General features: G+C 42.4%; 12 protein-coding genes and 5 pseudogenes. 12 read left to right on the forward strand and 5 right to left on the reverse strand.

Features of this window, described 5'->3' with window-relative positions; all coding sequences use genetic code 11:
- Positions 1–54 precede the first annotated feature (54 nt).
- A complete protein-coding gene (locus tag MKX60_RS20145; RefSeq protein ID WP_341060780.1) occupies positions 55–3,051 on the reverse strand; it encodes an ATP-binding protein in 2,997 nt (998 codons plus the stop codon).
- A 335-nt stretch (positions 3,052–3,386) separates the two neighbouring features.
- On the opposite strand from MKX60_RS20145, the gene MKX60_RS20150 reads away from it, so the two are divergent.
- Both MKX60_RS20150 and MKX60_RS20155 read left to right on the forward strand, forming a co-directional pair.
- Positions 3,387–4,187 carry a phosphotransferase gene (locus MKX60_RS20150; protein ID WP_341060781.1) on the forward strand — a complete coding sequence of 267 codons (801 nt, stop codon included), beginning with the start codon at positions 3,387–3,389 and terminating at the stop codon, positions 4,185–4,187.
- Between the two features lie 76 nt (positions 4,188–4,263).
- On the forward strand, positions 4,264–4,617 hold the full coding sequence (locus tag MKX60_RS20155) for a VOC family protein (RefSeq protein ID WP_341060782.1): 354 nt from the start codon (positions 4,264–4,266) through the stop codon (positions 4,615–4,617).
- Positions 4,618–4,828: 211 nt separating this feature from the next.
- Here the strand turns inward: MKX60_RS20155 and MKX60_RS20160 are convergent.
- Positions 4,829–6,046: pseudogene (locus tag MKX60_RS20160) on the reverse strand (IS110 family transposase).
- A 425-nt stretch (positions 6,047–6,471) separates the two neighbouring features.
- Here MKX60_RS20160 and MKX60_RS20165 point away from each other — a divergent pair.
- From MKX60_RS20165 to MKX60_RS20180, 4 genes and pseudogenes are all read left to right on the forward strand, one after another.
- On the forward strand, positions 6,472–6,861 hold the full coding sequence (locus MKX60_RS20165) for a tautomerase family protein (RefSeq protein WP_341060783.1): 390 nt from the start codon (positions 6,472–6,474) through the stop codon (positions 6,859–6,861).
- 123 nt (positions 6,862–6,984) lie between these two features.
- On the forward strand, positions 6,985–7,446 hold the full coding sequence (locus MKX60_RS20170) for a GNAT family N-acetyltransferase (protein ID WP_076286962.1): 462 nt from the start codon (positions 6,985–6,987) through the stop codon (positions 7,444–7,446).
- A gap of 163 nt (positions 7,447–7,609) precedes the next feature.
- Positions 7,610–8,107: a hypothetical protein gene (locus MKX60_RS20175; RefSeq protein ID WP_076301117.1), complete on the forward strand. Its 498-nt coding sequence runs from the start codon at positions 7,610–7,612 to the stop codon at positions 8,105–8,107.
- 384 nt (positions 8,108–8,491) lie between these two features.
- Positions 8,492–8,911: pseudogene (locus MKX60_RS20180) on the forward strand (tyrosine-type recombinase/integrase); the annotation flags it as partial.
- A gap of 343 nt (positions 8,912–9,254) precedes the next feature.
- Here the strand turns inward: MKX60_RS20180 and MKX60_RS20185 are convergent.
- Complete coding sequence (locus tag MKX60_RS20185) at positions 9,255–9,455, reverse strand: hypothetical protein (RefSeq protein WP_341060785.1); 201 nt, start codon at positions 9,453–9,455, stop codon at positions 9,255–9,257.
- Between the two features lie 369 nt (positions 9,456–9,824).
- Between MKX60_RS20185 and MKX60_RS20190 the strand changes: the two genes are divergently transcribed.
- The 3 genes and pseudogenes from MKX60_RS20190 (at position 9,825) to MKX60_RS20200 (ending at position 11,909) form a co-directional block, all read left to right on the forward strand.
- On the forward strand, positions 9,825–9,995 hold the full coding sequence (locus tag MKX60_RS20190) for a hypothetical protein (protein WP_341060786.1): 171 nt from the start codon (positions 9,825–9,827) through the stop codon (positions 9,993–9,995).
- Positions 9,980–10,897, forward strand: coding sequence for a ribosome small subunit-dependent GTPase A (gene rsgA, locus MKX60_RS20195; RefSeq protein ID WP_341060787.1), 918 nt, complete (start codon positions 9,980–9,982; stop codon positions 10,895–10,897). The genes MKX60_RS20190 and rsgA overlap by 16 nt, the downstream gene beginning before the upstream one ends.
- Positions 10,894–11,909, forward strand: a pseudogene (locus MKX60_RS20200) (phosphotransferase family protein). Before rsgA ends, MKX60_RS20200 begins: the two are co-directional and overlap by 4 nt.
- Positions 11,910–11,968: 59 nt before the next feature.
- Here the strand turns inward: MKX60_RS20200 and MKX60_RS31730 are convergent.
- Positions 11,969–12,037: pseudogene (locus MKX60_RS31730) on the reverse strand (GMP synthase (glutamine-hydrolyzing)); the annotation flags it as partial.
- A 27-nt stretch (positions 12,038–12,064) separates the two neighbouring features.
- Positions 12,065–12,205 (reverse strand): hypothetical protein, encoded by a 141-nt coding sequence (locus MKX60_RS20205; RefSeq protein WP_179085873.1) that lies wholly within the window; start codon positions 12,203–12,205, stop codon positions 12,065–12,067.
- A 113-nt stretch (positions 12,206–12,318) separates the two neighbouring features.
- Here MKX60_RS20205 and MKX60_RS20210 point away from each other — a divergent pair, with 113 nt between their 5' ends.
- From MKX60_RS20210 to MKX60_RS20220, 3 genes and pseudogenes are all read left to right on the forward strand, one after another.
- A complete protein-coding gene (locus MKX60_RS20210) occupies positions 12,319–12,573 on the forward strand; it encodes a cold-shock protein (protein ID WP_076301118.1) in 255 nt (84 codons plus the stop codon).
- A 135-nt stretch (positions 12,574–12,708) separates the two neighbouring features.
- Positions 12,709–12,837: pseudogene (locus MKX60_RS20215) on the forward strand (MarR family transcriptional regulator); the annotation flags it as partial.
- 59 nt (positions 12,838–12,896) lie between these two features.
- The gene (locus tag MKX60_RS20220) at positions 12,897–13,559 is read left to right on the forward strand and encodes an NAD-dependent epimerase/dehydratase family protein (protein WP_341060788.1); all 663 of its coding nucleotides are present in this window, start codon (positions 12,897–12,899) and stop codon (positions 13,557–13,559) included.
- Positions 13,560–13,730 lie beyond the last annotated feature (171 nt).

Below are 13,730 nucleotides of genomic sequence, written 5' to 3' on the forward strand. Positions count from 1 at the left end.
TGTATCGATACACAAAAAGCCACTCCTTATGGAATGGCTTTTTTATTTGATATATTATTCACTGTCCTCCGGTATAACAAAGGATACCAAAGTACCTTCATCTTGTTTACTTTGAATAAAAAGACCCTGACCATACAATTGCATCAGTCTTCGATGGGTGTTAGCCAGTCCGATGCCACTTTTAGCTTTTATGGTCGGTTCCAGCAACAACGCGAGCGTTCTATGATCCATACCTTGCCCATTATCCTCCACTTCGATCTTTACAGCATTGTTCAGACGTGAGATCCGAATATAAACGGTACCCCCCTGTTGACGCTTGAGCAGACCATGCTTGATAGCATTTTCTACCAAGGGTTGGATGGATAGAGGGGGTAACAGGATATTAATGTCTGGATCTACCTCCCAAACAACGGAAATTCGTTCTGCAAATCGTGTTTGTTCAATATACAAATAAGATTCTACCAGCTCTAGTTCATGAGAAAGGTTCACGAGTTCTCCGATATTTAAAAAGTCAAAGCTGATTCGCAAAAAGGAAGTAAATGCAGTGATGAGCTCTTGCATCTTTTTAGTATCCATATCACTGAGTGCCGCAATAGAGTTCAATGTATTGAACAAGAAATGGGGTTGTATTTGTGCCTGTAGATAAGCCGCTTCAATACGCACCCGTTCATTAAAAGAAATTTTCATCGCTGTTAAAGCTCGAATGCGATATTTGAGTTCAACTGCATCCACCGGTTTGGTAACATAATCATTTGCACCGGAGTAGAATCCAGTGTAAATATCCTCAGGTTGACTGCGGGCAGTCAGCAATAGCACTGGAAGCTCATATAGGGAATAACGAGCGCGAACCTTTTGCGTTAATTCATATCCTGACATATGCGGCATCATTACATCACTAATCAGTAAATCCCAGCTCTTTTTATCTAGCCAATCCAGTGCCTCTTGCGCTGAGTTCACTGTCGTAATGAGATAAGGTTCGCTTTCGAGAATGCCCTTTAGCACATTCAGATTAACAGGGTCATCATCTACCACCAAGAGATTCACCTTCGCATCTGTAAAGAGTGGCGGGATTTTGTCAGTGTGTTGATTAGTTTGTTCGGAAATCCCCCATTCAGCCATCTGCTTATAAATCTCATCAGGTGTATACGTTGTTATAGGTGCAACCTCTCTTACTATCTGTTCACTATAGGAATCAGCAAGGGGGAGTGCAAAACTGAAAGTTGAACCTTTGCCGAGTTCAGAATGTATGCTCAAGCTGCCACCGTGTAGTTCTACCAACTGCCTACTAATGCTTAGTCCCAGTCCAATTCCACGCCCGTCATTTATTCCGTGAGGGCCTTGCTCATAGGGGAGGAATACTCGCGCCAGGGTCTCTTCGGTCATGCCTACTCCGGTATCTGTTACATATATAAAGACATGAGCGTCTTTTCCCTCAGCTGAAACAGAAACAAGTCCTTGCTCGGTGTATTTGAGCGCGTTGTGCACTAAATTTAATAATACTTGTACTAGTCGTTTCTCATCCGCAAGAATAGGAGGCATAGATTCTGGTATGTTCATGGATAGCCGTACCGGTTTGCCTTCAATCATATATTGAAGCATATTGATGACTCCGGGAACCACCGATTGAACCAAAATAGGCTCCTGATGCAAAATAACGCGATGCTCTTGAAGACGTACTACATCCAGTAGATCACCAAGCATATGGGACATACGGCGGCTGATAGTAATCAGTAACTCCATATCTTGCCGGCTACTCTCGTAGAGTCTATCCTTTTCCTTCGTTATTATATTTTGCGCGATATTCATAATTCCATGAACTGGTGTTCTCAGCTCGTGAGAAGTATTGGCGAGAAACTGATCCTTGAGTTTGTCCGCTTTTTTCAGCTGTTCATTTAGCTCCATGTTCTCTTTGGCATTCTGAAAATACTTTTTAAACCAATAAGCTGAGAAGCCAACGATGGCGGCAATAATATCCACAGGATAGTAAACAATGGAATAATGGCCGTTATTATCCCACAAATTCCATAACAAATTAGAGATGATGGCCGCACCTGATATCAGTAGAAAAACAACATCTTTTTCATCTTGCCTTTTGAACAATAAGCGCCCCAAGCTATATATTAACCAGATGAAGGGGATATACTGAAACACTTGAATGATTCCCCAGTGAATCGATGTACTGACCAAATAAGCAGGAACGATAAATATAAATAAGGTATAAAGGAAAAGACACCACGTGTAAGCACGTAACCACTTGTTGACTTCGGCACCTGAGGTGAATTTCCTGAAAACAAGCAGAATAAAAAGGTTCTGCCATAAGAAGGCGATTAAACGGATTTTTAATGACCAAGTGTAATTAATCGGCAGTAATGCTAAAACTAAATTGTCATTTCGGGCTAAAAGGATTACGGCTACAGATAATGTCATTAGCCCTACAAGAAACAGGGCACGTTCTTTAGGATTAAATAAATACAGAATACAGGCATACAGCCCATGTAGTAGCAGGATGATTGCAGTAAGTATTTGAAATCCAACGGTATAAAAATTTGTCCGGTTAACCACTTCCTGAGAGCCAAAGAAAATAGGCCCACTAATACCGCCTTTATAGGGGTGATCAAAATTTGCTACCTGAATAAGTACATCTATTTCTGTCATATTTTCCGAAAAATATGATGCTGTAAATGAGGTAGTTTTTGGTGCATATGTATTGGCATCGAGAGAAACTGTCCCATTATTGAGAACAGGGGTACCGTTAATTTCCACACTGGAGGCGGAATAAATTTGTTTGATCCAGAACGAGATAGGCTCCTGAAGCGGTTCTACCAAAATACGCAGACGGTAAGTCCCGTATCCATATGAAGTTGTGTTATCAGTTCCGATAGCGTGGCTCCATTTCCCAGGAACTTGAAGCGCTTGGGATTGTTTTGGGCTAGTGGAAGTCTTGGATGAAACAAATTGCGAAGGATAGAAGCTCCATTCACCATCTAGCCTGAATAAGTTAGCTTTCTCCAGATCCTGGCCACGTAAATCCAGTACACCGTTGCTAATCATAGGTACATTGTTGGAAACCTTAAATATGCTGAACCAAATGCAGCGTAGGCCAAAGAGAATGCTGATAAAAAGTAGAATAATTGCTAATTTGTTTAGGATCGTATTATTTTTCATGAGAACATTATAGCAAATAATTCTGATCTAGATTCTAAAATGGATTTATATTTATATAAGATGAGCAAATGCCAGCAATGATCTTAAAGGACAGTATAGTTATAATTGTTCTTTATAAACAATAACTAGTAAATATTGTTATTATTAGAGAGGGAGTTTTCATCGCTAACAGGTCAAAATCTGCAATAGGTAATGCACTGAATAGAAAAGGAATGAACCTAATGCCTAAGGAAGAAGTGTTAAAAGGCGGTAATGTAAATCATATAGTCCGTATGGCGAACACTGTTCGCCGCCCTATAGGTTATTGGAGTCCGAATGTTCATGAACTACTCAAACATTTGGAACAACAGGGCTATGAGGGAGCACCAAAATTCCTCGGAATCGATGATTCAGGTCGTGAAATATTGACATTTATTTCTGGAGAAGTTCCAGGGAATAATTATCCAAACCTTGAACCGTATATGTGGACGGACGAAACGCTTGTGGGTCTGGCACACCTTATACGTCGTTTCCATGATGTGACTACAGTGTTCAGGTCCAATATGGAGGACAGATGGCAGCTTAGCTATGCCGATGATGCCGAATATGAAGTGATCTGTCATAATGACGCAGCGTTGTATAATGTTGTCTTTCAAAAGGAGGCTCCTGTGGCGCTCATTGATTTTGACATGGCAGGTCCAGGTCCGCGTATGTGGGACATTGCGTACACCCTTTACACATCTGTTCCACTTGCGAGTTTTGCACCTGACCATACTTCTGGAACCATAGTAGCATACCAATGTGAAATACATGACGTAGAGCGACGTCGGCGAATTCATTTGTTTTTTGAAGCTTATGGAATTCCCGTCCCAAATAATCTGCGACAGTGGATTATACAACGTTTGATAGTACTGTGTGATACATTGAGAAATGGTGCTGCTGATGGGAATCCTGCCTTTCAGAAAATGGTTGATGAGGGTCACTTGGCCCACTATGAGAGCGAGATTCGGTTTGTAACAGATCATTTCGAGGATTGGATATAAAATTCGGATATTCCGCTCACGGACAGGATCATAGAATAAAATTAAAAAAGTATACCATTAGAATTGAGGTCTGAGAATGAGAGTAAAACGAATTGTCACAAATATTAAAACTCAGAATGTTTCGGCAGCAAAAAGCTTTTACCAGGACGTACTCGAGCTTGATTTATTGATGGATCATGGTTGGATTGAAACATACGGCTTACTGGGGAAGGAGAACATTCAAATAAGCTTCGCATCAGAGGGCGGCTCCAATACGCCTACTCCTGATCTATCGATTGAAGTTGATGATGTCGATGCTGTGTATGAACGTATGAAGAGTGCTGGATATACAATAGAATATGGACCTGTTGATGAGCCTTGGGGTGTTCGGCGATTCTATGTCCGCGACCCATTTGGCAAACTTATCAACATCCTTGCTCATGGACATTAGATAAACGATCACGGCGTGCAGAAATCTAGATTATTAAACAATCATGAAACGATAGTGGAGGAGCTTCCTATAGGGTAGCTCCTTTTATTATTAAACTCCCATGAAAATTAAATCTGCAGTAACTGTAAAAAAGCAAAGTAAATAAGACGCAGTCCATTCATTTTTTTGAATGTCACAGCATCCGAAATAAGAATATGAGTGTCTTAATGAATTAGGAGACTTCTGCAATAGTTACAGAATAGCCTAAGTTTTCTAGTCTTCGAACTGCGTATTTCACAATAGATTGTTGCTTCTGCTTGTCAAAGTAATCTTCGCCTAGATCCACATACATTTCTTCACGAGTCAACAAATAGTAGGCTATTCTCAACATAGCATGCGCGACAGAGATTGCAGCCCTTTTTCTTCCTTTTCTTGCCGCTGTTCGTCTGTACATGGCACCAAGATAGTTCTTTGAGGCTGCTACGGAATGGGCTGCTTCAACTAAGGCGGACTTCAAATATTTGTTTCCGTTTTTAGATTTAGCAGATTTTCTTTTTCCTGCACTTTCGTTATGCCCAGGCACAAGTCAGTCCATGAGCATAAATGCGCAGCACTGGGAAACTGCTTCTTAATGTTGGTCCCAATTTCGGCTAAGATTTGTTCTGCCATTCGAGTAGCTATTCCAGGAATTGAATCTAAACGTTCGACATCGTCAGAAAATGGAACAACCCTCGTAGCGATTTCCTGGTCTAGTACTGTGATTTGTTCACTTAAAAAATCAATGTGAGTTAAAATAGTCTTAATCATCAAGCGTTGATGAGGGTTTACATAGCCGTGTAAAGCAAGTTCAAGTTCATTCTTCTTTCGTTTCATGGTGCGTCTAGCAAAGTTCGCTAGTTTCTCAGGATCATCCTCACCATCAGCAATAGCATGAAGCATATCACGAGAGGAGACACCCATAATATCAGAGACAACAGAGCTGAGCTTAATATTGGCTCCTTCTAACACTTTTTGAATTCGATTATGTTGTCTAGCTCGTTCTTCGATAATACTCCGACGGTAACGAACAAGTTCTCGAAGCTCCCGTTGATTTCGATCTGGAATGAAACTTGCTTTAAGTAACCCATGACGAAGAAGCTTTGCAATCCATTCGGAGTCTTTGACATCTGTTTTACGTCCAGGCAAAGCTTTCATATGCTGGGCATTCACCACTAAAAATTCAACGCCTTCAGCTTCAAGTAAAATTTACAATAGGCTTCCAAAATACACCTGTACTTTCCATAGCGACGTGAGTGCATTCATGTTGTTTAATCCAGTCAATTAATTGTAAAAGAAACACTGTTTTAGTCGGAAACGTTTGAATCTCCTTTCCATTAGACGTTAGAATACATGCGGTAATGTTATCCTTATGAATATCCATACCACATGCCCGTTCAACTACGATTTCCACTCTAAAGTATCCTCTCTACGGCTAAATTAGGTAAGAGGCTGGTGCAACAATCAGAGTAGGATTAATCTCCCATGAGTGCTTCCCGATAGGGAGCGACAATCTGTGATGCACCGTGATCGTTGGAGTCAGACTAACGGATGGGCTCGTAGGCACCATAGCTTATCGACCTTCCTCTCCCAGCCATAATAGCAGTATTAACAGATACATATATTTTCATCATCTGTGGTGCGGCGCTTGCGCTGCATGTATGGCTAACGGGACACGATAGCACAATAAACACCAGCTGTGCTGCCGATTAATTTAATCGGTAGCCTTTATTACGCTAACGGGCAGACGGGTTTTATAGTCTGAAAGTAACTGTTATAATTTGGTTGTACCCGAAAATAGTCGAGAAAAGTTGAGAAGAGAAAGGTGAGATGAGGAGCATGGCTCAAGTGAAAATTTTTGGTTTGAAGGAAAATTTAAACCCAATAAAGGAAAGGTTTTCGGAGGTAATTCATACATGTGTAGTTGAAGCATTTAAATTACCCGCCGATAAAAAATTCCATCGTTTTTTTCCAATGGATAGGGAAGATTTTCATTATGCCCCCGAACGTACAGAAGCATATACCATAATTGAACTAAGTATATTTGAAGGGCGTTCGGTGGAATCGAAAAAATATTTGATACGGTCGCTTTTTGAACACATCCAACAAGAACTAAGAATTTCCCCACAAGATATTGAAATAACAATCATCGAGACTCTTAAATCAAATTGGGGAATTAGGGGATTACCTGGTGATGAGCTTCAGCTTAATTACAATGTAAATGTATAGTCTTTAATAAGGCGATCAGATTTGGTTGCCTATTTTAATTTTGGAACGACTCAGTTTAGTTTAAGAGAATTTTGATTCATGTTGTAAAATATAATTATTTGAAGTATTGGGGGACGAAAGTAAATGTATGATATTTGTATTAAAGAAATCACAAAGAACAATTGGGAAGAAGCATTTGAACTATCAGTACACGAAAGCCAAAAATCTTTTGTTCCAAATATTGCAGAATCACTTGCGTTTGCTTATATAAAACCTTGGGATGAGGCTTTGGACCCTTACGTTTTATATGAAAACAATAGAATTATTGGTGCGTTTTATATTAGCTATACACCAAACAGTGAGGAAAATTATTGGATTGGTGGATTTCAGATTGATAAGGAACTTCAAGGTAAAGGGTACGGAAAACAGGCTCTAAATAAAATTATTGAATATATAAAAGAAAAACACCGTAAATGTAAGGTTATATCTTTAACAGTAGAAAAAGAAAACGAGAAAGCTATTGATTTATATGAGAAGGCGGGGTTTATAAGCCAAAACCAAGAAAATACTTACCAGCAACCTATATATAAGTTAAAGATTGAATAATTAATACTTTCGACTATTCAACTAACGGGACACGATAGTGGAGCAGAGTGCCGCGGCAGCTGCTCCTCTTGTTGTTCAACTATTGGGCAGTTTAACGCAACTTCATTTACTTCGATTCCGTCTAGATATTAGGAGGATTTCTCCATGTTGGGGGACGTTTAAATTGAGATATTTAAATTTCGGTATTTTGATTGGTTTGATGTTATTAATTCTTGTTGGATGTAACAATGAAGTCACAGGTGATGAAAAAATAGCCGAACAATACGTTATGGCTCAAGGTTATAAAGATATCACCTACAAAGGCGAAGTTTATAGCTATACTTTAGAAAAGAGCAAACTTTTCGAAAGTACAGAATCAATACCTTTTCAACAGACTTGGGGCGTTCAAAAGGTAGAACCAGAAAAATATTTTGGGAAAGTCATAAAAATATATGGCTACACAGTTCAAAACCATCCGTTGGAAAAGATATATAAATCGAAAATAAATGTTTATATCATGCTTTCTAAGAGTGAAGTTATCGGTGGCTATTCATTTCCTGATAACGATAGCGACGGAGGATGTTATTCACTGGATGGTAAAACCTTGGAGGAAGTAACAGGATTAAGTTATAAAGAGTGGAGTGATAATTGGAAAAAAAAATATGGAAAGTCATTACGCTAACGGGACACGATAGCTCAATTACGACATAAAGGCAGCCGATCAGTGAATCGACTGCCTTTGTTCAACTAATATGCAGGGTAGTTCGAAATCAATGTTGAACTATTGAAGAAAGTAGTGCATGAATAAGAGGTGTGACTATGAGGGTTGAACTTATTGACCCATATTCTGATAGTAGAGCCTATTGCGAGTTGCCAACATTAACATTTAAAAACATCATCATAAATTGGCTTAAACAAAAGGATAATTATTACATTGATACAGCTAAAGGGAAATGCTAGTTGAATCAATAGTCTAAAACCTTCTATTAGAAGCAAACTAGAATTAATTGCTCTAGTAGGAGGTTTTATTATAATTTAAAGCGAACTTTGGCGTTATTATGAAGCGGACAAGCGACTCGAGGGGTTTAGTTCAAATACATTGAAAGCATATGCTCTGCAGCTCCGGATGCTGGTTATATATCTTGGGGATATAGTTATTTCCGAGGTAACTCTGAATCTGCTGAAGGAATACCTAGCTAAGCAGTCAGACCGACTAAAGCCAAGTAGCCTAGAGCACCGCATCCGTTTTGTGCGCTCCCTATTCCGTTTTGCATATGAAGAAACCTATTTACCTACCAACCCTTCGCTCAAACTACGTGAACCCAAAATGGATAAGCGAATTCCTAAGTTTTTGATGGAGGAAGATGTAATTCATCTGAAGATCTCTTGTCAGACACCATTCCATTATTGGGAGTGGTTTCTCCTTTATATACTGATGTATATTTTATGGTCAAACTTCACTTTGTGTTTAGATACGTTACGGTGAACCGTACCATAAGTAGGGGCAAGTTTTTTGGAGAAAAGCTCGCAGCACGTTTGGAAGGGCGCTTTGCCGGACATGGCTTCAGGAAGGGGCAAGCTTGGTGGCGAAATCGGCGTAAACGGGCTTCTGCGAGCTTTTTGGGGTCACAAAATGATGAGTCCCCCTCCGCCGTTTTGGCGGAAGGGGCCAGTTCAAAAAAATGCTTTTGGATGGTCGGGTCGAACTCGAACTCTTTTTTTCGGTCTTTCATGTGAATCTGCTTGACCACGGTGTGGAGCAGCGTCTTCTTCGTCTCGGGCGGGGATTCCTTCAGCAGATTGTGGAACTGTGTCAACGCTTGCCTGACTTACGGAAGGGGAATGGACTCCGCCATGCTGTCCTCCAGTTTGCGCTCGACCTCGCTCCTCCGGGACAACAGCCGCTCATGACGGTCTTTCAACTCGCCGAGTAGTTCGACGAACAGGTCGTCATCGACGCCGTTTCCTTCAAACAACTTGAGGAAGCGCTCACGCTGACTTTTGATGCTCGTGAGTTCTTTATGACTCAATGGAGCAGGCCGAAACAATCTGCGCTGTCCGGCATTGATTTTTTTCCAAAATAGGTTATTTTATAGACAGCTTAGCGATAAGCAAGTTCTTGACACGAAGGGAGATGTGTTTTAATGGCAACTATTTATATGGTGGTTTGGTCTTAAAACTGAATAGAAGGCATACGCGAAAAAAGCGAGAAAACGCCCGTGTTATTTGGTATGCCATCCAAAGTAACCTTTCGTGAATATTGCTGTTTGCAGAATACGATGAAGGTCGTATCTTTTTTTGCGTCCTGATGCCGCGTGACAGCAGCTTCTTTTAGAGGCTGCTGTCACGCGGCATTTTTGCGTCCAAAAAACAACATTGAAGGAGCTAACAAAAAAAACATGATGGATTTGAAAACCTATGGCTACACAGAAATAGAAGCAATTCCCGACGGATCATTGCCCGGCAGGGTGACGGAGCTTCGGCGCGAGCGCTTCACGGTCATGACCGAGCGCGGCGAAGTAACGGCGTTGCTCAAAGGAGCGTTTATCACAGCGTGGAAACACGCGTAGATTTTCCGTGCGTCGGTGATTTCGTCTTGCTGCACTACAACGAAAGCGGAGATTCTCTCATCGTTACGGTACTGCCCCGCCGCTCCAAGTTCTCACGCGCGGATTATTCAGGGCATGCCGCAGGCTATGCCAAAACCGTGCTGGAACAGGTCGTCGCAACCAACTTTGATTATGTGTTTATCCTTTCTTCTCTGAATTGGAATTTCAACGTTACCCGCATCATGCGGTACCTGACACAAGTCAGGCAGAGCGGCAGTCAGCCAGTCGTCATTCTGACCAAGGCTGATCTCGTTGAAGATTATAATCTCCCGCTCGCAGAAGTTACACAAAGCATCCCTGATGTGCCAGTTCATGCGATTTGCAGTCATACCGGCCTGGGGCTGAACGAACTCGCTCCCTACTTGATGCCTGGTAAAACAGTCGTCTTTCTCGGTATGTCTGGCGTCGGCAAATCGTCTCTGCTCAATGCGTTGATAGAACAGGACGTAATGAGGGTTCAGGCGATCCGGGAGGTTGACAGCCGGGGGCGGCATACGACAACGCACCGTCAGCTGTTCATGCTCCCCTCCGGTACGATGGTCATCGATACGCCGGGAATGCGTGAACTTGGGCTTTTTGATGCCGGCGAAGGCATACGCGCAAGCTTTACCGATGCGGAGGAATGGTTCCCACAATGCCGGTTTGCAGATTGCCGCCATCAAGCCGAGCCGGGCTGTGCCGTTCTCGCCGCGCTTGCCGCCGGTTCGTTGCCGCGTGAACGGTGGGAGCATTATGTTGCCCAGCAGCATGAGCACAAGTATGTCCAGGATAAAACAAGCTACCTCATCGACAAGAGGGCTCGAAACAAAACGATCGCCTTGTGGAGCAAGCAAACGAAGAAAAAAGGAGGATGGAAGAAATGAATATTAAATTCAAAACGCTGATCTATGCCTTAAGCCAACGGTTCAAGAAGGATATCATCTCGGCCGACTGCCAAACCATGCCGTTACAGGGCGGAACTTTGGGAAATGTGTACCTGGTAACGGGGATCGCCGAAACCGCGGATGGCGAAAAATTGCCGTACCGTATCGTGCTGAAAATCCAGAAAAAATGTGAGCGTTACGGCGATCCGAGTTCATGGGCCGGGAATATGATCTCTATGCGTCTGACTTGGGAGCGACGTTCTCGGATGCTTTCCGCTGGCCGACATGTTATCACGCCGAGATCAATGCCGAAGAAAATGAATTCAAGTTGTGGCTGGAATATATCGATGGCGTAACCGGTTTAGACTTGACCGGTGACATGTATGAACAGGCCGCGCTGGAGTTGGGACGTTATCGAGGCAAGCTGTATGCGGAACAGCCCACTGTGCTGCAGAGCCTGACCAACCTGAGCCATGCGGATCTCATGAAGAATACGTATCTGCATTACCGGTCATGGCCGGTCGTTTACGATTATATACGCTCGGAGGACTGCGAATTCCCGCAGCACGTGCGGCAAATGCACATCGACATCGATGAGCACGTAGACGAGATACTCGCCCGCATCGAAAAATTGCCCCTCGTGCTATGCCACCGGGACTTCTGGGTGACTAACCTGATCTATGCCGACGGGAAAATCGCGCTCATCGACTGGGATACATGCGGATGGGGCTACCTGGGCGAGGATCTCGCAAGCTTGATTGCGGATGAAGCGGATATCGATCACATGGTCGAATACTACCAGCGATGTGTCCCCGCGTATTACAAAGGCTTTTCGGAGTATGCGGATGTATCCCCTATCGCTGATCATTGCGTCTACGAGCTGATCCTTCTCATATTCGGTTACAGGCTTGTGGAGTGGTATCTCCACACAGAGGACGATGACGAGAAGACGAAGCGTGTCCATACGCTCCAAAAAATCTATGAAATGAAGACCAGCCCTACGCAGGGTTGAACTCTAAAAAAAGAACTCCGAGAACCCTTGAATGTAATGGGTTTTCGGAGTTTCTTCCATTACTCCCATTCGATCGTCCCCGGCGGCTTGCTCGTGATGTCGTAGACGACGCGGGACATTCCAGTCGGTGAATCAACAGTGGAATTGACAAATGTTTACGGCGTCACATCGGAAGCTCCGATGTACGTCATCGTTACTGGAAACTTCCTGGATTCCTGCCGACATTTGGCCTTAACTTCTTCGACTTGTGCTTCAAGGCTGTACCCCTGCAATATCTTACGTTTTGTCAAAGTCATGGCCAAGTCCTCACCTTCACATTAAGAACGGCATCTGTTTTTTATGCGTCGGAAGCGGGGAAAAAAAGCTCAATCTCCATGATACTTAATAAAGTGACAGAGGAGGTGCTTAAATGGCGGAAAGAAGATGTGGAATGGTCAAATGGTTCAAAGAAGATAAAGGTTACGGACGGATAATGCTAGACGGGCAGGACGGTAACCATGTTTTTGTTCACTTTAGCGAAATACTACCAGACCCTATTAGGTTACCGAACGGCTTTCGGTTTCTTAAAGAGGGTCAAAAAGTTGCATTCGACCTATTCGAGTTCCCGAGTATAGTTGATTCTCAGCGTTGGACAGCTAAGAATCTGCAAATTTTAGAGGATTGAAGGAATCGAAACGTACTTCATGAATGTAACCGAGGAGGAATACAGTTCCAGATATGAAGAAAGGCGGGGTGTTGATGTGTTATAACAATGTGTTGACACAAAAGTAGTTAGGTACCATACTATATATGAACAACAATAATAAATGACATTGACTCTATTCCCTCGCTTCTACAATCCAAGCGTCAGATTGATCGCTATAACCTAGACATAGACGCACAGGCTATACTCGTCGCGTCTAGGCTAATGGCAGCGGGAGCCAAGCTTCACTATGGACAGACGAATTGGTTAATAACAATTTAATTGAGAAAAAGGAGGGATCCATCGTGAAAATAAGAGCGATAATTACAGGAGTTACGGGGATGGTTGGCGAGGGTGTATTACATGAATGCCTGCAGCATCCTGATGTGGAACACGTTTTAGTGATTAACCGCAAACCATGCGGCGTTTCACATCCCAAATTAACTGAAATCATCCACAAAGATTTTTTTGATTTATCTGCAATAAAGTCTCAATTAAGTAACTATAATGCATGCTACTTTTGTTTGGGTGTAAGCTCTGTTGGTTTGAAGGAGGCAGAGTTCGCGCGCTTCTCGTATGATCTTACAATGCATGTGGCAGGCATACTTTCAAGCTTGAATCCAGATATGGTATTCTGCTATGTTTCCGGAATGGGAACGGATAGTACAGAATTAGGAAAAAGGATGTGGGCAAGAGTGGAGGGCAAGACAGAAAATCACCTCATGCAGCTGCCTTTCAAAAAAGCGTACATGTTTCGCCCTGCCTACATCCATCCAATAAAGGGATTAAAAAATACGCATAAATCTTATTATGCATTGATGTGGCTATATCCTATTCTAAGAAGACTATTTCCAAACTTTACTGTGTCTTTAAAGGAGCTTGGTGTTGCAATGATTCATACTGTTACAAAAGGATATGATAAATCTATTCTGGAGAGCAAGGATATCATTAAATTGGCTAAATCTTAACCGGGTACTTTTGGCTGATCTCATAATCTAATTCATCTGAGCTCAATAATACAGCTGTTTTATCCGGGTAATTATTCTCAATGTATCGCTCTCCTCAAGTACAAAGCGCATCCAGAATATGCGTAATAGCGTGGCGAGGTAACGCATGCTTGGCCGAATCAAAAAGCCATT

It is taken from the genome of Paenibacillus sp. FSL R5-0914 (assembly GCF_038004525.1).
In the GTDB taxonomy this organism is placed as follows: domain Bacteria; phylum Bacillota; class Bacilli; order Paenibacillales; family Paenibacillaceae; genus Paenibacillus_AQ.

Coding starts and splice junctions, on each gene's coding strand:
- MKX60_RS20145 (WP_341060780.1), bottom strand. CDS start 3,051: ATGATTAGCAACGGTGTACTGGATTTACGTGGCCAGGATCTGGAGAAA.
- MKX60_RS20150 (WP_341060781.1), top strand. CDS start 3,387: ATGCCTAAGGAAGAAGTGTTAAAAGGCGGTAATGTAAATCATATAGTC.
- MKX60_RS20155 (WP_341060782.1), top strand. CDS start 4,264: ATGAGAGTAAAACGAATTGTCACAAATATTAAAACTCAGAATGTTTCG.
- MKX60_RS20165 (WP_341060783.1), top strand. CDS start 6,472: ATGGCTCAAGTGAAAATTTTTGGTTTGAAGGAAAATTTAAACCCAATA.
- MKX60_RS20170 (WP_076286962.1), top strand. CDS start 6,985: ATGTATGATATTTGTATTAAAGAAATCACAAAGAACAATTGGGAAGAA.
- MKX60_RS20190 (WP_341060786.1), top strand. CDS start 9,825: ATGATGGATTTGAAAACCTATGGCTACACAGAAATAGAAGCAATTCCC.
- MKX60_RS20205 (WP_179085873.1), bottom strand. CDS start 12,205: ATGACTTTGACAAAACGTAAGATATTGCAGGGGTACAGCCTTGAAGCA.
- MKX60_RS20210 (WP_076301118.1), top strand. CDS start 12,319: ATGGCGGAAAGAAGATGTGGAATGGTCAAATGGTTCAAAGAAGATAAA.